The 19,356-nt window shown below is 70.2% G+C and carries 18 protein-coding genes; 4 read left to right on the forward strand and 14 right to left on the reverse strand.

Annotated features, from left to right (window positions below; genetic code table 11):
- The first annotated feature begins 15 nt into the window (after positions 1 to 15).
- Positions 16 to 846, forward strand: a complete 831-nt coding sequence (locus NYZ95_RS04315) for a hypothetical protein (protein WP_262849065.1) — start codon at positions 16 to 18, stop codon at positions 844 to 846.
- A complete protein-coding gene (locus NYZ95_RS04320) occupies positions 843 to 1,706 on the forward strand; it encodes an NAD-dependent epimerase/dehydratase family protein (RefSeq protein WP_262849067.1) in 864 nt (287 codons plus the stop codon). Before NYZ95_RS04315 ends, NYZ95_RS04320 begins: the two co-directional genes overlap by 4 nt.
- Positions 1,707 to 1,829: 123 nt before the next feature.
- Here the strand turns inward: NYZ95_RS04320 and NYZ95_RS04325 are convergent, their stop codons facing one another.
- From NYZ95_RS04325 to NYZ95_RS04360, 8 genes are all read right to left on the reverse strand, one after another.
- Positions 1,830 to 3,059, reverse strand: coding sequence for a hypothetical protein (locus NYZ95_RS04325; RefSeq protein WP_262849069.1), 1,230 nt, complete (start codon positions 3,057 to 3,059; stop codon positions 1,830 to 1,832).
- Positions 3,056 to 3,706: a neocarzinostatin apoprotein domain-containing protein gene (locus tag NYZ95_RS04330; RefSeq protein ID WP_262849071.1), complete on the reverse strand. Its 651-nt coding sequence runs from the start codon at positions 3,704 to 3,706 to the stop codon at positions 3,056 to 3,058. The genes NYZ95_RS04325 and NYZ95_RS04330 overlap by 4 nt, the downstream gene beginning before the upstream one ends.
- Positions 3,707 to 3,754: 48 nt before the next feature.
- A complete protein-coding gene (locus NYZ95_RS20310) occupies positions 3,755 to 6,613 on the reverse strand; it encodes a branched-chain amino acid ABC transporter permease/ATP-binding protein (protein ID WP_262849073.1) in 2,859 nt (952 codons plus the stop codon).
- On the reverse strand, positions 6,610 to 7,398 hold the full coding sequence (locus tag NYZ95_RS04340) for an ABC transporter ATP-binding protein (RefSeq protein WP_262849075.1): 789 nt from the start codon (positions 7,396 to 7,398) through the stop codon (positions 6,610 to 6,612). The genes NYZ95_RS20310 and NYZ95_RS04340 overlap by 4 nt, the downstream gene beginning before the upstream one ends.
- On the reverse strand, positions 7,379 to 8,764 hold the full coding sequence (locus NYZ95_RS04345; protein WP_262849076.1) for an ABC transporter substrate-binding protein: 1,386 nt from the start codon (positions 8,762 to 8,764) through the stop codon (positions 7,379 to 7,381). Before NYZ95_RS04345 ends, NYZ95_RS04340 begins: the two co-directional genes overlap by 20 nt.
- Before the next feature lie 45 nt (positions 8,765 to 8,809).
- Positions 8,810 to 10,153, reverse strand: a complete 1,344-nt coding sequence (locus tag NYZ95_RS04350) for a hypothetical protein (protein WP_262849078.1) — start codon at positions 10,151 to 10,153, stop codon at positions 8,810 to 8,812.
- A complete protein-coding gene (locus tag NYZ95_RS04355; protein WP_262849080.1) occupies positions 10,150 to 11,157 on the reverse strand; it encodes a DUF916 domain-containing protein in 1,008 nt (335 codons plus the stop codon). Before NYZ95_RS04355 ends, NYZ95_RS04350 begins: the two co-directional genes overlap by 4 nt.
- A gap of 117 nt (positions 11,158 to 11,274) precedes the next feature.
- Complete coding sequence (locus NYZ95_RS04360; RefSeq protein WP_262849082.1) at positions 11,275 to 12,987, reverse strand: hypothetical protein; 1,713 nt, start codon at positions 12,985 to 12,987, stop codon at positions 11,275 to 11,277.
- 148 nt (positions 12,988 to 13,135) lie between these two features.
- Here NYZ95_RS04360 and NYZ95_RS04365 point away from each other — a divergent pair, with 148 nt between their 5' ends.
- Together NYZ95_RS04365 and NYZ95_RS04370 are read left to right on the forward strand one after the other, a co-directional pair.
- Complete coding sequence (locus tag NYZ95_RS04365; protein ID WP_262849084.1) at positions 13,136 to 13,810, forward strand: class E sortase; 675 nt, start codon at positions 13,136 to 13,138, stop codon at positions 13,808 to 13,810.
- A 2-nt stretch (positions 13,811 to 13,812) separates the two neighbouring features.
- Positions 13,813 to 14,001, forward strand: a complete 189-nt coding sequence (locus tag NYZ95_RS04370) for a hypothetical protein (RefSeq protein WP_262849086.1) — start codon at positions 13,813 to 13,815, stop codon at positions 13,999 to 14,001.
- A gap of 104 nt (positions 14,002 to 14,105) precedes the next feature.
- Here NYZ95_RS04370 and NYZ95_RS04375 read toward each other — a convergent pair whose 3' ends face one another.
- Genes NYZ95_RS04375 through NYZ95_RS04400 form a run of 6 tightly spaced genes read right to left on the reverse strand, consistent with a single transcriptional unit; the run spans position 14,106 to position 19,350 of the window.
- Positions 14,106 to 14,852, reverse strand: a complete 747-nt coding sequence (locus NYZ95_RS04375) for a maleate cis-trans isomerase family protein (protein ID WP_262849088.1) — start codon at positions 14,850 to 14,852, stop codon at positions 14,106 to 14,108.
- Positions 14,849 to 15,526, reverse strand: a complete 678-nt coding sequence (locus NYZ95_RS04380; protein WP_262849090.1) for a hypothetical protein — start codon at positions 15,524 to 15,526, stop codon at positions 14,849 to 14,851. The genes NYZ95_RS04375 and NYZ95_RS04380 overlap by 4 nt, the downstream gene beginning before the upstream one ends.
- The gene (locus NYZ95_RS04385; protein ID WP_262849092.1) at positions 15,526 to 16,356 is read right to left on the reverse strand and encodes an SDR family NAD(P)-dependent oxidoreductase; all 831 of its coding nucleotides are present in this window, start codon (positions 16,354 to 16,356) and stop codon (positions 15,526 to 15,528) included. The genes NYZ95_RS04380 and NYZ95_RS04385 overlap by 1 nt, the downstream gene beginning before the upstream one ends.
- Entirely contained in the window at positions 16,353 to 17,348 is a 996-nt protein-coding gene (locus NYZ95_RS04390) for a calponin homology domain-containing protein (RefSeq protein ID WP_262849095.1), read from the reverse strand. Before NYZ95_RS04390 ends, NYZ95_RS04385 begins: the two co-directional genes overlap by 4 nt.
- Positions 17,345 to 18,130 (reverse strand): hypothetical protein, encoded by a 786-nt coding sequence (locus NYZ95_RS04395; RefSeq protein WP_262849097.1) that lies wholly within the window; start codon positions 18,128 to 18,130, stop codon positions 17,345 to 17,347. The genes NYZ95_RS04390 and NYZ95_RS04395 overlap by 4 nt, the downstream gene beginning before the upstream one ends.
- Positions 18,127 to 19,350 carry an aromatic ring-hydroxylating dioxygenase subunit alpha gene (locus tag NYZ95_RS04400; RefSeq protein WP_262849099.1) on the reverse strand — a complete coding sequence of 408 codons (1,224 nt, stop codon included), beginning with the start codon at positions 19,348 to 19,350 and terminating at the stop codon, positions 18,127 to 18,129. Before NYZ95_RS04400 ends, NYZ95_RS04395 begins: the two co-directional genes overlap by 4 nt.
- Positions 19,351 to 19,356: the final 6 nt, after the last annotated feature.

Below are 19,356 nucleotides of genomic sequence, written 5' to 3' on the forward strand. Positions count from 1 at the left end.
CATTATGCTTCGGCTATGACAAGCAGTGCTCAGACCAAGACAATCCCGGAGTTCCTCGCCGAGGCGCCGGACGTCGACAGCCGTGAGCTGTGGCAGGCGTTCTGGGACATCCTCACCGCGGCGAAGGACAAGATCACCGCGGAGCTGCCGGTGCAGCCCCACCCCAACAGCGCGGGGCTCGCCGCCTGGAGCACTCCCGACGACTCGTACGAGGGCTCGCTCAACACCTACGCGGGCGACCCGGACAACGGCGCGGAGTGGCTCGTGCACTCCTGGATCGGCAACCGCAAGGCGTCGATCCTCGACATGAACCTGCAGGTGTGGCTCGGTCCTCACATCGACGTGCCGCACCTCATCCTCGTGTTCGGGACGATCCCCAACATCTTCCACTTCAGCGATTTCGTGCCGCGTCGCGACCTGGCGATCGACGTCGACTACCTCGAGCGCTACTACGAGCCCGAGAATGCTTCCTGGCTCGCGCTGCGCGGCGACGACCGGTTCACGTGGTCGGTCAGCCACGGCACGTACATGCGCGCCTTCCTCTCCCCCGTCGGCAACTCCTACGTCGCCGACCGCACCGACGACGTGGTCGAGACGCTGCGCGCTGCCGTCGAGCAGAGGGTCGACACGTGGCTGCAGATGGTCCGCGACGCAGCGCCCGTGCCGGCAGAGGAGCGCGCCGCCCTGCGTGAGCGCGACCACCTGCTGCGCCGCTACGGTTACACGCTCGACCCGATGAACGAGCTGTCCAAGAAGTTCCTCGGCGCCGAGCGCGTCGAAGAGCTGGTCTCGGTGCGCGCGGGCCTTGACCAGATCCACGCGAGCCGCGAAGGAGACCTGTCGTGAAGATCCTCGTCCTGGGTGCCGGACTCGTCGGCTCGATGGCAGCGACGACGCTGCGCGAGCGCGGCCACCACATCACCGTCACCACGACCACGCCGGCGAAGGAGGCCGGGCTCCGTGAGCGCTTCGACGACGTCGCTGTGCTCCGCGGGTCCGACCGCGACGCCGTCCACGCGCGCGTCGCCGACGCCGACGCCGTGGTCGTCACCGCGGGTCCGTCGGCCGCGCAGTCGATGACTCCCGAGGAGCGCGCGGTGACCTACCGCGAGATCCTCGTGACCACCGCCGAGAACGTCACGAGCGCCCCCGGGTCACCGCACCTCGTCGCGCTGTCGGCGCTCTCGGTCTTCGGCGACGCGGCCGACCACCTCGAGGTGGTGACGGAGGACTCTCCTGTCACCGACTCGGACGACCCGAGCCCGGCGATGTTCCTCGCGATGGAGGCCACCTACCGCGACGCCGCGGGCGACCGCGCGACGATCTTCCGCTGCGGTGACGTCTTCGGGGCCGACGACCCGCCGGTCGAGGCCAAGATCGCGATGGCCCACCAGTATCTCGGCGGCTCGCTCCCGTTCTGCGCCGACGCGCTCTTCTACCGGCTCGCCGTGGAGGACGCGGCCGACGCGATCGTCCACGCGGTCGAGAACCGTCTCGTGGGGACCTACAACCTCACGCACCCGGAGCTGCCCCCGACCAACCAGGAGCTGTTCGACACGATCAGCGCGGCGCAGGGCCTCCCGGCCCTCACCTACCGCGGCGAGATCACCGCCCCCGCGGTGCCGATCTCGGTCGAGCGGCTGCGCGAGGCCGGCTTCGTGGCGCGTCGTTCGTACGTCGCTCACCCGCTGCTGGCCGCACACTGACACCTCACTGCGGGGCGGGGCCGACCTGCGGGTCGGTCCCGCCCCGCAGGGAAGAAAGAGCGGGCCCCCCACGATGACAGGTACGTGGGGAGCCCGCTCGTCTGACGCCGGGACGGGTCCCGGTCAGCTGGTGGCGCGACTCCTGCGGGGCAGGAGGATGATCCCCGCGGCACCGAGCAGGACGAGCGCGCCCGCCCAGAGCCCGATCACGGGAAGCCCGTCGGTGGGACCGGTCTTCGGCAGCGCGTCGCCGCCTGTGCCGCCGCCGTTGCCGTCGTCACCGCCGTCGCCGCCGTCGTCGTCGGGCGGCTCGCTGCTGACGCCCAGCTTCGACAGCGTGGCCGACCCGACGCACGTGGCGCTGATGTTCGAAGCCGGGAAGTCGAAGGCGAAACCTGACGCCTTGACCTCGAGCTCGTCACCCGCTGCGTCGGCCGTCCCCTTGAGCTTCGGGACCGCGACGTCGGCCTTGGGCGGCACCTTCACCGTGCTGTTCGCCTTGAGGGTGGTCGCCTTCCCTCCGACGCTCAGGTCGACCGAGAAGTCCATCGACCCGTCGATCGGCACCGGCGCGATGCCTGGCAGGTCGCTCATGGTCGCGACCAGCGAGACGGGGTCACCCTCCTTCGCGCGGTAGCCGGAGACGGAGAGGTCGGCGTTGTAGTCGAACTTCGAGCCGATGTTGAGCTCGCACTTGAACGCGACCTTGCCCTTGGCCGGCTTGCCCGGGTTGCCCGGAGGCTCGGTCGCGGGCGGCTCGGTCGTCGGCTCCTGGGTCGGCGCGGTCGTCGGCGGCACCGTCGGAGGCGGAGTGGTCGGCGGAGCGGCGCCGTCACCGACCGTGAGCGTGGACAGGTCGGAGGAGGCCGTGCACACACCCTCGATGCCGCTGACCACGAAGTTGAACGCGGTGACCTTCACAGCAAGCTCGTTCTCGGCCGCGGTCACCTTGCCCGACACGTCGGGGACCGGCACCGGGGCCTTCGCTGCGGCGGTCGAGCTGCCGGAGCCCTCGAGCGTGACCTGCTGGCCGCCGACCGTCACGCTCAGCGTCGTCTTCATCACCGCGTTGTTGAGCGGGACCGGCGACACGCCGGGCATGTCGCTCATCGTCGCGCGCAGCTCGACAGGGGCACCCTCAGACGCCCGGAATCCCGCCAGAGAGACTTGCGCCGGATAGTCGAAGTCTCCCGTGGGGAAGGCCGGCATCTTGCAGTCGAACGCCACGGTGCCCGTGGCAGGCGTGCCCTCCGCGGCCGCGGCGGACCCCGCTCCCGCCATCAGGGCCGTGCCGGCGAGCGTGGCCGCCGACGCGACCACGGCGAGTCGGGCGACTCTCGTGCGTACGCTCATGCGCCCGCCCTCCGGTTGCGACGGCTCGGCATGGCGATCATCAGACCGGCCCCGGTGAGCACGAACGCACCCGCGATCAGCAGCATGACCGGAAGGCTGTCGGTCGGACCGGTCTTCGGCAGTGCGCTGGCGTCGTTCGTGTTCGTGGGCGCGGGCGCAGCGGTCGGCGCGGGCGTCGTGGCTGCGGCCGTAGCCTGGGCGACCGGCGAGCCGAACGTCAGCTTGATCGCGACGGAGTTGGCGGCGACGACGTCGGCGGCGTTGGTGGTCGGCAGCGGCGCGACCGCGACCACGCACGTCTGCTTGGTGCAGTCGATGCCCTCGCCGAACACCTTGCTCAGCGTGAGCGTGGTGTCGGGGATGTTGCCGTTCGCGTCGGCGTTCACGATCGTCGCGCCGCCCGCGACGTTGCAGTCGGCCGGGCCCTTCTGCTTCTCCTTGCACTGTCCGACGCCGATGTTCGTGAGCTTGGGGGTGAAGCCCGACGCCTTGACGACGATCTTCTGGCCTTCCTTCACACCCTCACCGCTGGTGCCGATGTCGAGCTTCGGCGCTGCTGACGCACCGGGGGCACCGACGAGCATCACGAGTCCGAGCACGGCCATGACGGCTATGGCGCGGAGGGGGGTCGAGATCTTGGGTGTCATGTCATCGTTCTCCGGATTGGTGGGAGGGACGGGCGAGTCGTGTCGAGGTCATGGCGTCCCCGCAGGAAGCGTCGTGACGGAGCTGAGGCGCGGGCCTGAGCGTTCGATGGCGGCGTGGTCCGAGCCGAGGTAGGAGGTGACGACCTCGGGATGCGTACGGACCTCTTCCGGGGTGCCCGACGCGATCAGACGGCCGAGGTTCATCGCGACCATGCGGTCGCACAGGCGACCGAGGAGCGGCAGGTCGTGCTCGATGATGACCATCGCCGTCCCGAGCTCGCGCCGGACGTTGAGCAGCAGGTCGCCGAGGGCTTCGCTCTCGCTCTGCGCGATGCCCGCCGAGGGCTCGTCGAGCAGGAGGACGCGCGGCTCCATCGAGAGCATGCAGGTCAGCTCCACGACGCGACGGGTGCCCGTGGACAGCTCCGCGATCGTGCGCTCGGCGAACGGCCCGAGACCCATCCGCTCGATCAGCTCGTCGGCGCGCTTCGCCTTGAGCCGGTCCGGCAGGGGCGTGCCGAGCGCCGCGACGCCGAGGCGGCTCGGACTCGTCCGCTCCGCCGCCACCATGACGGTCTCGCGCACGGTCATCGTCGGGAACAGCGCCGCGTCCTGGAAGGAGCGGACGAGGCCTTCCTTGGCCCGCCGCTCCGGCGTCGCCCGCGTCAGGTCCGCACCTGCGAAGACGATCTGCCCGGTGTCCGGCGTGGTGAATCCCGCGATGAGCTCGAAGAGCGTCGTCTTGCCCGCACCGTTCGGGCCGATCACGCCGACGATCTCGCCCGGCGCCACGTCGAGGTCGACGTGGTCGACCGCCACGACCCCGCCGAAGTGGCGGCTGACGTCGCGCACGACCAGCAGCGGTGGTGCGTCGGGCCCCGCGTCGGCGTCCTGCGTGTCCGGCGTGAACAGCCCGGCGAGCTCCGCCGAGCTCTGGAGCGGCGAGCGCTGCGAGAGGTCGGGCTCCGCGTGTGCAGCTGCAGGGTCGACCCCGGCGCGGGCGGCGAGCCAGTCGTAGAACCTGTCCCTGAGCCGCATGCCGACGCCGCCGAGGCCGTCGGGCAGCAGGATGACCACGAGGAGCCAGCCGACGGCGAGCGCGGCCTCGCCCGGCATGCCGAGGATCACCAGGCTCGGGAGCGCGACGATGATCAGGGTGCCGACGAGGGGTCCGACGATCAGCCCCAGGCCGCCGACGACGGTGAGCGCGACGACGTCGATGCTGGCCGATGCTGGGAAGGAGTTGACGGTCAACGTCATCTGACCGTGCCCGATCACGACACCGCCCAGCCCGGCGATCGCGCCGGCGACGGCGTACAGCTGCAGCTTGCGGAGCGTCCGCGGGACGGTGAACGCGCGAGCCGCGTCCTCGTTGTCGCGCAGGGCCTGCAGCGAGCGGCCGAACCCGCTGCGCCAGAGGTTGGCGCACACGAAGACGCCGATCGCGAGCATCGTGATCGCGAACAGGTAGTAGTCGCGCGCGAGGGTGACCTCGTAGCCCCACCACGTCGGCTTCGCGGGCGCGACTCCGTCACCGAGGAAGATGTCGAGGCGCAGCACCCAGGCGGTCGTGGCGAGCGCGAACGCGAGCGTCGAGACCGCGAGCGCCAGTCCCTTGAGGCGCAGCGCCGGGATGCCGACCAGCGCAGAGACGAGCGCAGCGACCGCGATCCCGCCGATGACGCCGAGCACGAAGCTCCCCGTGAGGTCCACGAGGTGCACCGACGCTCCGGCACCGATGCCCGCGTACGCGAACTGACCGAGGGAGAGCTGGCCCGCCACACCCGTGATGAGGCCGACGCTGAGACCGACGAGCGCGAACCCGGCGGCGTTGGTGAGGATCGCCGCGGTCTCGTTGCTCACGAAGTAGGCCAGCGCGAAGGCAAGGATGGCCGACACGATGGGGAGTCCGATGCGGACGGCCTGGATCGAGCGGACGGCGGCGTACGCGGCCGGCACGGGCGGCGACCCGACCCGTCGCCAGCCGCCGCGCTCGGTGTCGGCGCGACCCAGCGTCGGCTGGCGCAGCAGCGCGACGACGATGACGAGACCGAGGACCACCGGCACCAGACCGCGGGTGTCGGGGTTCGAGAGCAGGATCTGCTCGAGGACACCGATGGCGATCGACGCGCCGAACGCGACCGGGATCGACGACATCCGCGCGATGACGGCGCCCGCGAGGCCCTTGAGCAGCAGCTCCGGTCCGAGGGTGTCGATCGACTGGCCCGCCGTGGGCGTCACCAGGATCGCCGACAGCGCCGCGATCCCGCCCGAGATCGCCCAGGCGTACGACGCCATGCGCGGGGCGCGGATGCCCTCCAGCGCGGCGGTGTCCGGGGCGTCGGCAGCCGCACGGATCGCCAAGCCCTGGCGGGTGCGGCGCAGGAACCACGAGAGACCGAGCAGCACGGTCGGTGCGAGCAGGACCATCGCGAGGTGCGCCGGGCCCACCGGCATGGTGCCGATCGTGAACGACGGCAGCAGCGGAGGCTCGGGGAAGCTGAACCCGCTCACCCCGTCGCTGTTGATCATCAGCGCCAGGATGAGGATGAACTGCGAGAGGCCGAGCGTCGCGATCATGCCGATGAGGCTGGGTCGACCCGCGAGCCGGCGGACGACCACGACCTCGATCGCACCGGCCAGCGCTGCAGCCGCGGCGATCGCGATCGGGAACGCGAGCAGGTACGGGGCACCCCAGTCGATGACGAGGAGGCCGAGCATCGACGCGCCGAAGGCGCCGATCGAGCCGTACGCGAAGTTGACGAACTTGCTCGACCGGTAGACCAGCACCAGGCCGACGGCGAGCAGTCCGTACGTGAGGCCGGTGAAGACGCCGATGAGGAGGCGGTCGATGCCGATCTGGAAGCCGACCACCTCGACGGCGAGGACGGTCTCCGCGGGGCTCACGGGGCGACCGCCGGGGTCACATGCCCGCCGAGCATGAGGTCACGTACGCGGTCGGGGTCGGCCGCGAGGTCGGACGCGGACTCGCAGGCCACGATCTGTCCCTTCTCCATGAAGTAGGCCCGGTCGACGAGCGAGAGGGCGACGTTGACGGACTGCTCGACGAGCAGCACGGCGGTCCCGCGTTCGTTGAGCCGGCGGACGAGCTCGATGAGTCCGCCGACGACCACGGGCGCGAGCCCGAGGGAGAACTCGTCGACGACGAGGATGCGCGGATCCTGCACGATCGCCTTGGCGAGGGCGAGCATCTGCCGCTCGCCGCCGGACAGCGTCGAGGCCGGCTGGTCACGTCGGGCGTACAGACGGGGGAAGACGGCGAGAGCGGCGTCGACCGCGTCGTTCGCCCACGCCCGGTCCTCGATCGTGAACGCGTGCATCCGGAGGTTCTCGACGACGGTCAGCGAGCTGAACGTGGCTTGCCCGACGACCTGACCGAGGCCGCGCGCGATGCGCTCGCGCGTCGGCGCCGACGTGACGTCGACGCCCCCGAGGCGGACGGTGCCGGCGTCGGGGCGGAGCAGGCCGGCGAGGACCTTCAGCGTCGTGCTCTTGCCGACGCCGTTGGGTCCGAGGAGGGCGACCATCTCGCCCTCGTCGACGTGGAGGCTGGCGTCGAAGAGGACCTGCACCTGCCCGTACGAGCACGCGATGCCCTCGAGCGCGAGTGCAGGGCCGCCGGACCGCGGGGTGAGGATGTCGAGCCCGGCGTCACGACGTCGGGAAATCAACGTCGCCCCCCTCGTACTTGAAGCAGTTGCAGCCGCCGTCGTAACGCAGGACGCGGAAGGCGCCCGAGGCCGCGTGACGGCCCTCGCCGAGCGCACCGGTGAACCCGGAGGACGGGACGAACGCCGAGCCGAGGCTCTGGACCGCCGCGCCCCAGGTCGCCGCGTTGAAGTCGTCGGTGAGGTCCTGGGAGCCGGCCTGCAGAAGCAGCGCCGCGTCGCAGTACGGGAGGGCGATCCGGGCTGCCTCACGGGACTCGAACGTGATCCCGGCCGCCGAGTAGATGTCGACGCACTTCTTCTCGGCGTCGGTGCTCGGGAACGGCAGCTGCTCGTCGAGCACCTCCTGCGACGGGGCGAACCCGATGCCGACCATGCCCTTCATGGCCGACGACGGAACGAGCTGGGGGTTGTTCACGAAGAACGTCGGGTTGTCGAACGTCGAGACCGCGTACCGGGCCTTGAACCCCTTGGGCTCGGCCAGGGTGGCGAAGATCGACGCCAGGCGTGCGCCTCCGAGGAACATCACCCGGTCGATCCCTGCGGAGCGGAAGGTGACCGCGCCCTCGCCGGCGCCCATGAAGAGGCTGCCCTGGTCGGTGGTGTCGACCCAGGCGACCTCCGCCTTGACACCGGCCTCCTCGAGCAGCGGCACGGCGAGCTCTTCGATGGTCTTGTGGTTGATCGGGCTGTCCGCGGCGACGACACCGACCTGCGAGCGGCCCTTGAAGAAGCCCTCCTCGGAGAGGGTCTTGATGTAGGCCCTCACGAAGCCGTCGTAGGACGGGTAGGCCGGCGACCAGAGGTAGGGCGACCACTTCTTGTAGGTGGCCTCGTCCGTCGCGACGAGCGTCGCGTCGAGCACGAGCGTCTTCTCTCGTGCGTAGCAGGGACGTGCGTTCTCCATGAACTGCCCGGTGAGCACGGCGGCGAACGCCTTGTCGTCCTGCACGATCCGCTTGCAGAGGGCCTCCTCGGCAGCGGCCGAGTCGTTCTGGGCGTCGTACATGCGGAAGACGGCGTCGAGCTTCCTGCCGCCACCGAGGCCGCCGTTGGCGTTGACCCAGTCCTCGAGCGCCTGCACCTGCTTCTCAGGGTCACCCGCGTGGGCGGTCTTGAAGCCCGTCGTGCTCTTGACGGCCTCGAGGTCGGTCCCCACGAAGACCACCTTCACGGAGTCAGCGGTGACACCGGGGCCGAGCCCCTCGGCAGACGCCTCGACGCTTCCCTCGGAACCGCCACCGACGACGCTGCCCGGCATCACGCTGCCGCATCCGACGAGGGCCAGCGCAAAGCACGCCAGTGCCGCGCTGGCGCGGACGACCAGCGATCGATCCGCGGTCCCTCGGGTGTCCCTGTGGTGCCGCATTGGGCCTCCGTCCTCGTCTGAATGTGGGCGCTAGAATATACGATATTAGTTGGCCTGGGAAGATCTCTTGTGCTCACGACGGTCGAGCCAGGCGTCGGCGGCAGCGACGTCGACGATGGCGTCCGCCGTCCGCTCCGCACCGTCCGTGCCCTCCGCTCCCCCGGCGTCGTGGGCGGACGCTCCCGGGTGCAGGCGGGTCAGCCACGCGTCGAGCGCCCGCAGGTCCACGACCGCCGCGCCCGGGTCGCCGGACGCTCCGACCGGCCCGAGCCCCTGGACCGCTTCCGCGCTGAGGACGGCGGTCGGGTCGTGCAGGAGGCCCTCGAGGTCGCCACGCTCCAGACGGCCGTCCAGCTGCTTGATCAGGCCGGTCTTCCCGACGGCCTTCGGGCTGACCAGGAACCCGCCGACGGCGTCGACGTAGACGACGTCCGGGAGCGGGTACGGCCGCTCGAGCAGGCTCGCAGCCTGCGCGGGATCACCCACGCGTGCCTGGCGCTCGCGCCTTGCGGCCAGGCGGCGTCGGATCCCCCAGACGAGGAGGATGAGGAGCGGGACGTAGAGGGCGATGAGACCCCACGGGTACGCCGTCCACGTCGTCGCGAACGGTGCGGCGACCTCGCCCTCGCCGACCGCGCCGACGACGTGGTACGTACCGAAGGCGAAGACCGGAAGCGTCACCGACGTCTTGACGGTGGCGGTCTGCAGCGGCTCGATCGTGAGGTCGCGCCCGTCGACGACGCTCGGCTTGGCCCGCTCGGACTTCTCCACGCCGATCTTCACCGGCGGATTGACAGCGGCGGCCGTGCCCTCGTTACGGACCGTGACCACCAACGTCCGTGCCGGCGCCAGACCGAACAGCGCACCGATCGTCGCGCCGAGGCCGCCGCCACCTTCGAGGCTGACGTCGCTGATCGCCAGGTTCGGCATCGGGATCGTCGGCGTCGGCGGGGTCCCCACCGGGTGCCCGGTGATGACGAACGGCGTGTCGACGGCGAGGGCCGGGCCCGTGTAGGAGGCGATGCGGACGACGCAGGGGCAGGGGCGCGGCGGGTTGCCGACGACCAGGTCGAGCTCGACCTTGCCGTCGACGTCGGAGAGGCCGAGGACCCCGGTCGTCTGGTCGCAGGCGGCCGAACCACCGATGGCGAGGTCACCGCACACGACCGCCTGCACCTGCGTACGCGCCGGCCATCCCGAGCTCTCGACGCGCACCCGCTCGGCGCGACCGGCCTCGCCGGGCGTCACGCTCGCGGTGAGTCCTGCCCCGTCGGCGGCCGGGACGGCGGCGGCCGTCACCGCGCTCACCGTCGCCGAGGCGACCCCGACCTGGAGGACTACCAGGACTGCGACCAGCAGCCCTGCCGCAAGAGTGCGGAACAACTTCACTGACCGGCTCCGATCGTCAGACGGGGCGCCTCGCCGACAGCGGCGAAGGCGCGTTTCTTCTCGGCACGGCGGCGCAGCAGCCACCAGGTCGCGAGAGTGAGCAAGAGCAAGAAGAGGAGGACGGCCGGCCACGGGAGGATCCACTCGGTGGTGGTGTCCTCGGCGGTCACACCCTCGGCGGTGGAGGCGGTGACGGTGACGCTCAGGCGGTCGACGGCGCCGATCCCGGTGACCTTGGCGCGCAGGCGCGCGACCTGTCCCGGCAGAAGGTCGACGACGCCGGGATTCTCGACGGTGTCGACGTGACGCCCGATCATGCCGGAGACCTTGATGACACTCTCCGGCGTGAGGCGGAGGTTGCCGGTGTTGCGCACGGTGTAGGTCACCGTGCCCTTGCCGGACCCCGACCACGGGAGGAAGCCGCGATCGTGCGTGAGCGCGACGTCCTCGACACTGAGGGCCGGTGTCGTCGGACCGGCGACGCGCAGGTAGAGACGAGCCGCGACGGCGCGCTTGATCCCGACGTCCACCCCGCCGCTCTCGGTCGTGCCCTCCACGGCCTCGTTGAGCGCGACGATCCCGCCGACGTGGTCACCGGGCGTGGCGTTGGCCGGGATCGACAGCGTGAACGGCACGTCGACCTGCGTACGCTTGGCGACCTTCACGGTCTGCACCGGCATCTGCAGCCACGCCCCCACGCCCTCTTGCGGCCGCTCGAGGCTGCGCAGGGCGAAGAAGCCGCCCTCGGCGGTGTTGTAACCGTCGGCTCCGTAGAGCCGGAAGGTCAGCGGACGGTTCGTGTAGTTGCGGATGCGTACCTTGTCCGTGATCGTCGCGCCCGGGTTGCCTTCGAGGACGAAGTAGCTGCGGGGCGTCGGCGAGCTGGCGTCGGCGGGCGTCGGGGTCACCGACCAGGCCCCGTTGTCGGCGGCGGTGGCAGGCGCGGACGGCACCACCACGAGCGCCAGCAGAGCAGCGCACAGGAGGCGGAGCGGACGTTTCACGGACGTCTCCTCGGTGTCACGTGGACGTACGGTCCGGGCGGCTTCGTCGAAGACGAGCACCCGGACCGTACGGCCAGCTGGTGTTGCTGATTCAGCAGACGTGCCCGAAGCCTAGGCTCAGGACAGCGTCAGCGTCAGGAGACCGGTGTAATTGCCGGCTGCCTGACCCGAGTCGACCGACAGGGACAAGTCCGCGTCGGCCAGGGTGTCGCCACCGCTGGTCTCGTCAGCACCGAGACCAGACGTCGCCACCGAGCAGAGCGGCAGGTCGGTCGAGGCATCGGCGAACGATCCCGCGGACCCCGCGACGACGGTGTCGTCGTTGTTCGCCTGCGCGTCGCAGGAGGGGGTCCAGGTGAGGTTGGACGGCGCGATGGTGAAGTTGCCACCGGACGCCTTCGCCGGGCCGGTGAGGCCCGAGAAGCGACCGACGAGCGACCACCCGAGGGTGCCACCGCGGTAGTCCTTCACCGTGACGTCCTGGAGGTTGCCGGTGGAGGTCTGGTCGGTGCCGTCGAGCGAGATGCCCGACATCGCGACGTTGCCTGCTTCCTTCGACATCTTCAGGTCACCGGCGACGACGGTCAGGTCGACCGTCTCGAGCAGCGCGCAGCTGCCCGTCGCCGAGAGTCCGACCTTCGCCGTGCACGCGTCACCAGAGAAGGAGAACGCGGTCGAGGCGAAGATCTGGGTGGCGCCGTGGACGCGGCTGCCACCGATGTACGCGGTCGTCGAGTCGTTGACCGTGAACGTCGCCGAGATGTTGCCGGCTGCGTTCGCGGTCGTCGAGACCGTCGGGTCCGCCGTCGCTCCCGGGGGGAACGGCGGTCCAGCCTTGTAGCCACCGATGGTGACGGCCTGGCTGGGGTCCCAGTTGGTGCCCGTGACGGTCACCACGGTCCCGGCGCCACCGCCGGCGACGTTGGTCGCCACCGTCGGGTTGCCGAGGATGGTGATCGGCGTGAGGCTGACATCGCTGCCCGACGTCACCTTCAGCGATCGGGAGCCGGTCGTCGCAGCCGCCGGCACGGTGAGCGAGCCGCTGCCCGTGCCGTTGGACGCGATGGAGACCGATCCAGCGCCCGCGTCGCACGCAGTACCGCTCACGTTGCACAGCTCGACCGTGCCGGTGCCGGCGGCACCGAACAGGGTGAGGTCGAAGCTGATCGCGTCACCGCGACGTGCTGCGGTCGTGACGACCTGGTTGCTAACGGAGGTGATCGTGGCGGTGGGGCCCACCACGTTGAAGGACGTCGCGATGTTGGTGTCGACCGGCGTGCTGACCGGGTTGACGCCAGGGTTGACGCCCGAGGTCTGGCCGTTGCACTGGACGCGCACGCCGAAGCTCGGGATGTCGTAGATGACCTTGCGCAGCCGGACCTCGTTGGAGCCGGAGGCCGTGATCGGGAACGATCCGTTGACGGTGCCGCCAGGGATCGGACCGAAGGCAGGTGCGTTGAACGCCGTCTCGAACGGTGCCAGGTTGGAACCGTTGACCGAGAAGTAGTAGTACGCCGTGCCCGAGGCCGCCGGACCACCGTTGGTCGGTCCGGTGTTGAAGGTCAGCGAGACGTTGCGGGTGCCGCCCGGAGCCGTCGCCCCACTGGTGGTGAGGTTGTAGTCGGCGTCGGTGCCCCACGACGCGAGCGTCTGCGTGAGGCTTCCGGTCATCGCGGTGGTCTCGAGCGGCGCACCAGCGTCGACGGTGTACACCCAACAACCGCCGACCGGAGTGGCCGCCGAGGCCGAGCTGGCCCCCACGATGCCCGCTGAGGTCGCCAGCAGGCTGAGGCCTGCCATCGTGGCGACGGTGCGGATTCTTGATCTCATCTACCCGTTCTCCTTCTCGGGTAGGGGGTCTAGGACCCGTGTGAGTCGCAGCCCTGTCTACTGCATTGCACTCATCCGGAGTGCAAGTACGAGATAGGCTGGAGCACGCAGCACGATATTGTCAATGATATATCCGAGAGGATTTTTGATGGGCCGACCAGCACAGCTGGTACGCGGCACCGTGCGTGGAGCGGCCGAGCTGCTGCTGACGTGCGGTGCCGTCGTCCTCCTGTTCGCGCTCTACCTGGTCGTCTGGAGCGACGTCCAGACCGCCGCCGCCCAAGGAGACCTGCGTGACGACTTCGCGCGGCTCACCGAGCAGGCCGCACCGGCCACGAAAGCGGCGGCCGCGAAGGCGGCGGCCGCCCCCGCACCCTCCACCGGCACCGGGATCGCCCAGCTGCGCATCCCGCGGCTGGGCGAGGACTGGTCGTGGGTCGTCGTCGAGGGCGTCAGCACCGACCAGCTCAAGCAGGGACCGGGCCACTTCCCCGACACCGCGATGCCGGGCCAGCTCGGCAACGCGGCGATCGCCGGCCACCGCGCGACCCACGGCGAGCCCTTCGCGCACCTCGACAAGCTGCAGGCGGGCGACCCGATCTACGTGACGACCCCGACCGCGACCTACACGTACGAGGTCACCCGTCAGGCGCTCGTCGCCCCGTCGGAGGTGGGCGTGCTGCTGCCCGTCCCGAACAAGCCGGAAGCCAAGCCTCGCAAGGCACGACTCACGCTCGTGACGTGCCACCCCCGGTGGGGCTCCAGCGAACGCCTCATCGTCCACGCCAACCTCGTCGCCCAGACCACAGGGATGGAGAGCTGATCGTGTACACAGCCTTGTGGCGGGTCCTGCCCGGCCCCACGCCGGTGAAGGTCCTCCTGGCCGTCCTCCTCGCCCTCGCGGCGGTCGCCGCCCTCTTCCTCTGGGCCTTCCCCGCGCTCGAGCCGCTGCTGCCGTTCGACAAGATCGTGCTGGAGGCTCCGCCGGCCGACGGCACGTCCGCCACCGGTTGACCCGAGCCGGACGTCAGAGACCCCCAGACCACAACCGTGCGGGGCCGGCCCGGGGGAATTGCCGGCCCCGCACGGTGGCTGGGGGATCTGCTGGTGAGGTGAGGTCAGTGCTCGCGCAGCAGCGAGCCGAATCCCTGGATCTTGTCGTCGATGCCGTTGTCGCGCAGCGCCATCCACCAGGTGGCGGCGTTGATCGCGATGACCGGCTTGTCGAGCCAGCGCTCGGCCTCGTCGGCGAGCTCGGTCATGCACAGGTTCGTGCCGCACTGGACGAGTGCGTCGACGTCGGAGTCGTTGACCGCCTGGAGGGACTCCCGCAACGTCTTCTCGGACACGTGCGCGATCGACACGGCTGTCGGACAGCTCAGGCCCTTGATCTCGCCGACCTCGAAGCCGAGCTCGGTGAAGAACTTGCGGACGTTCTCGTCGCCGATCGGGGTGTACGGCGTGATGATGCCGATCTTCTTGGCGCCGTACAGCTGGAGCGCGCGCTCGCACGCCTCCGCGCCCGTGGCGACACCGAGGCCGCCGGAGAGGTCCTTGATCTGCTGGACGAACTGGCGGTTGCCCTCCACGCCGTCCCAGAAGGTCTCCGCGCTCATACCCATGACCATGTAGTCGGGCTCCATGGTCATGATGCCCTCGACGCAGTCGGCCATCGCCGCACGGATCTGGACGAGGAGGTTCTGCATGCCCTCGTCGTCGGCGATCCGGCCGTCGCGGATGAGGATCCGGCCGTAGTGCGACGTGACGCCGGGGACGCGCATCATGTCGAACTCGGGCTGGACGATCGTGTTGGTGCTCGGGGCGATGACGCCGAACTTGCGGCGGTAACCGAGGCGGTCGGTCATGACAGGGAGGCTCCTTCGGGGACGGAGGGCTGCTCGGCGCGCGGGAGCCGCCTGCTGAGGCGGAGCGCGCCGATGAGGAAGCAGAGCTGGACGCCGGTGTTCGTGAGCTGCTCGATCCACTGCAGCGTCTCGGTCTGGTGCGGTCGGGCCGCCAACGGCGGGAGCACGAGCGTGCCGACGAGGTAGACGATGAACAGCCAGCGGCCGAGCTGGTCGCGGTGGCGTGCGGCGAGCATCGAGGCCATCGCCCCGACCGCGACGGCGCTCAGCGCGGCGATCGCGAGCATCGGCGTGAGGTTGCGCGCGGCACCGGAGATGCAGGCGCCGACGAACGGGACGAGGGCGAACGGCACCCACGACACGACTCTGCCGACGTACACGCTCGCCAGCGCCCACGCGAGGGCGGAGAACCCGATCGCGAGGCAGGGGAAGAGCATCTGCTCGAGGAACGGGATCTCGATGCACGGACCGGCGACGAGGAGCTTCCACAACGCCTTGCCGAGCCCTCCCGCGGTGACGACCACGCCACCGAGCAGCGCGCCCGCGCGTACGGCCGGGAGCGACCTGCCGAGGGCGTGGGCCAGGACGAGGAGTCCCGCGCCGGCGAGGATCACGGGGACGAAGTCCTCGATGGCGAGCGCCAGGCCGTACTCGACGCACGGATCGATCGCCATCAGACCTTCGCCTCCGCGTCGCTGAAGATGTCGCGCGACCGGAAGCTCGCGGCCATGAACCGACGCATCGCCTTCGGCCCGGTCAGCCACGCGACGCGTGTGCCGTTCTTGGTCGCCGCGAGGAGCCGGTCGGCCAGCCACGGGGTGACGGTCTCGACGCGGTCGCCGAGGATGTTGAAGATCTTGCGCGCCTTCTCGAACGCCTCGGGCTGCCCGTCGTAGTCGGCGAGGAGGAGGTCGGTCGCGACGATGCCGGGCGACAGGAACCCGACGCGGACGTCGGACCCCTTCGCCTCCTTGACCAGGGCCTCGGTCAGGTAGGTGACCCCGCGCTTGCTCGCACCGTAGATCGCCATCCCCGGCTGGATCTGTCCGTTGGAGCCGAAGCCCTCCATGTTCCAGACCCACCCGCCGCCGGCCTGCTCGCGCAGCCCGGCGAGCGCCACCGCGCAGCCGTTCATCGCCCCGACGAGGTTGGTGCGGACGACGTCGTCGGCAACGTCGGCGGAGACCTCGGTCATCGAGCGACGCGGCGCCGAGATCCCGGCGTTGTTGATCCACACGTCGACCCGACCGAAGGTCTGCGTCGCGTGGTCCCACAGCTTCTGCAGCGACTCGCGGTCGGTGACGTCGGCGGGCAGTCCGGTGACGCGGTCGGCGCCGTGCTCGGCGAGCGCGGCGACAGCCGTGTCGACCGCCGCCGACGAGCGCCCGCACACCACCACGCGGCACCCGCGCTGCAGGAGCTCGCCGGCGAGCCCGAGGCCGATGCCCCGGGTGCCGCCGGTGACGACGACGACGCGGCCGCCGCCCGCCGACGCCGTGCTCACGCGGCCGGCTCCCAGGTCAGGAGCCCGTGGACGAAGTGCGTCGTACGCTCGCCGCTGAGCAGCTGCCACACGATCGACAGGTCGCGGGTCTGCGGGTCGAGGAGGAACTCGCGTCCGCGGATCTTCTCCACGCCGCGGGCGTCCGCGCCCATCAGGTGCTGCGTCGTGAACAGCGCGCGACCGTACGAGATCGCGTTGCCGAACACGTCCGGGCCGTCGTACTGGACCCGTGCACCGTCGCGGTAGCGGTCGAGCGTGTACGCACGGTCGAGCGCGCCCTCCCACGTGATGTGCTGGCGGGCGCGCAGCAGCGACTGCGGCTGGTGGTCGATGTGCACGCGGGTCTCGCCGACGGTCGTCTGCGTGGCGGCGTCCTCGACCGAGAGCGTCCCGGTCCAGGCACCCATCTCCTTCGTGGGCAGCACCTGCGGGATCGAGCCACGGCGCGTCTCGTCGGCGATCCACTGGTCGACGAACGCCTGCGTCTCCGGGTTGGTCTCGTGGTCGAACGTGCGCTTGTAGACGCCGTTGAAGACCGCGCACACCGCCCAGCCGTCGTGCAGCACGGACGAGTAGACCTGCGTCACGCCGTCGGGCAGCACCTGGTTCCAGGTGCGCAGGTCGGCCTGCCAGCCCGGGGAGTAGTAGTTGGCCTCGACGAAATAGCCGTACGGCTGCCCCGTCCCGTAGAAGTCCGGGCCGCAGTAGACGCGGTTCTGGTCGGAGTCGACGATCCCGAAGTCGAAGTGGGCGCCGAGCTCGAACCGGTTGCGGAGCGGACCGCTGCCCTCGAGGTTGGTGCGCATCCAGTAGCGCGACACCCCGTCCTCGACGACGCTGGCCCGCACCACGTGCTCGTAGCCGACGTGGTTACCCTGCGCGTCGAAGAGCGACGGACGACCGTGCCACTCCCCCTCGATGCGCTGCTGCCACTCGCTGGTGGCCGCCTCCGCCTCGCTCGCGCCGGAGGAGGCGTCCACGGTTGCGGTCACCCGGCCACCCCGTTGTCGAGGAGCTGCGCGCGCACCTTCTCGGACGCGTCGTCACCGATGAGCTGGGCGACCTGGGCCCAGACCTTGTCGACCTCGGGGCTGAAGATCAGAGCGCGGTTGCGCGCGTCGCGCGCGGGCAGGTCGGTGTCGGCGACGTCGGCGACGACCTCCGCGGGCACGCCTCCGTCCAGCAGGCCCAGCCAGTGGTCGAGGTAGGTGGTGACCGCGCTCTCGATGGCCACGAACGCATCGGTGTCGGCCCGGTTGACCAGCATCCACGGCGACATCATCGCGTTCTGGCGCGGGCCGATCTCGGCCTTGGTGAGTCCCTCCCAGGTCTGGACGTCCTCGAACGTCGGCGTGAGCGGCTCGTACGCCCAGTCGAGGTACGGGAGGTGGGTGCCGAGGTCGGCCCGCGGGATCAGGTCGAGGTGGAAGGCGAACGTGCCGTGGCCCTGCACCGAGTCGAGCGTGAAGTGCGGGATCGGCAGGCCCTCGCGGGTGAAGGCGAAGACCATGTGGCTGTCCAGGCCGATCATGGCGACGGTCAGGCCGACGTACACGAGCTTGGCGACCGGCTCGTCCTCGCTCGCTGCGGCGAAGACACGGACCTCACCGACCGGGTCCGGGGACATGGGCGAGGTCAGGATCTGCGCCGGGCCACCGCCCTCCCCCGTGACCTCGACCAGACCGCGCTCGGCGACGACGCGCTCCCAGGCGCGCTGGCACAGACCGTGCGGCAGGCTCAGGCTCTCAGGCGCGACGGACTCGGTGGTGCTCATGCGGGGACCTCTTCCTCACGGGTCTTCTCGGGCATGCTGTCGGTGCGGGGCAGGTCGCCACGCTCCTCGCGCTCGGTCTGCTTGCCGAGCAGCTCCTTGCTGCGGACCTCCTTGAAGTTCCACGCCGACGCGAGCTCGGGAACCTCCTTGCGGGTCGGCGACGGGATCACGCGAGCCTCGACGCGGGCAGGGCCCTCACCCACGATCGTGTTGCCCTCGACCGACCAGCCGGCGTCGATGAGCTCCTGGCGGCGACGGCGGTAGAGCACCGCGTTGTAGTCGCTCTTGACGTGGAGCTCGGACGACAGGTCGAACGGGAGCAGCTCGGGGCGGACGGCGTCGACGATCACCTGGTCCTCACGGAGCACCTTGAAGACACGGCGCAGCGCGTCGCGGTCTGCCCACTTCCCCTTGAAGAACGTGCGCAGCGCGACGAACTTGACGAGGGTGGTCTCCTCGTCGATCGGGATGTTGACGTCGAAGATCTTCATCGCGCCCATCGGGGTGCCGACCTCGAGCTGGATCATGTTGGGCAGGTACCACGTCGTGGAGACGGGCACGGGCGGGCGGTTCTTGAGGTCCTGCTTGTTGGGGTTGATCAGGCCCCACATGCCCTTGGAGCGCGGCGGGTTGAGCTCCACGGACACCTTGCAGTGCCAGGGCGACTCCTCGATCTTGAGGTCGGGGACCTCCGGCTTCTCGCGGTTGCCGAAGACGCCGCCGTGCACGAACGGCGTGTGCGCGACGTCGACGCCGTTCTCGAGGATGCGCTCGTAGTTGGACTTCCAGAGGAACTCACCGCGCACCGCACGGTACGTCTCGGTGTCGTCGATCGCCGACCAGTCAGGGATCGGGGGGCGCTCCGACTCGGGGATGTCTCCCATGAAGACCCACACGAAGCCGTACTTCTCCTGGACCGGGTAGGAGTCGACGCGCGCCTTGCGCGGAATGCCCCGCTCCGGGTGCGCCGGGATCTTGCGCACGGCGCCGTCGGGCTCGTACTCCCAGCCGTGGTACGGGCAGACGATGCAGTCGTCCTTGATCTCGCCGCCCGACAGCGCCGCACCGCGATGCACGCAGAGGTCGGACAGGCAGACGATCGAGTTGTCGCTGGTCTTGCGGTACAGCACGAGCTGCTGCCCGAGTAGCTTGACCTTCTTCGGCTTGCCGGCGACGACGTCGTCGATGAACTCGACGGCATACCAGAAGTTCTTGAACATCGGATC

Source organism: Mumia quercus (assembly GCF_025506335.1).
Taxonomy (GTDB): domain Bacteria; phylum Actinomycetota; class Actinomycetes; order Propionibacteriales; family Nocardioidaceae; genus Mumia; species Mumia quercus.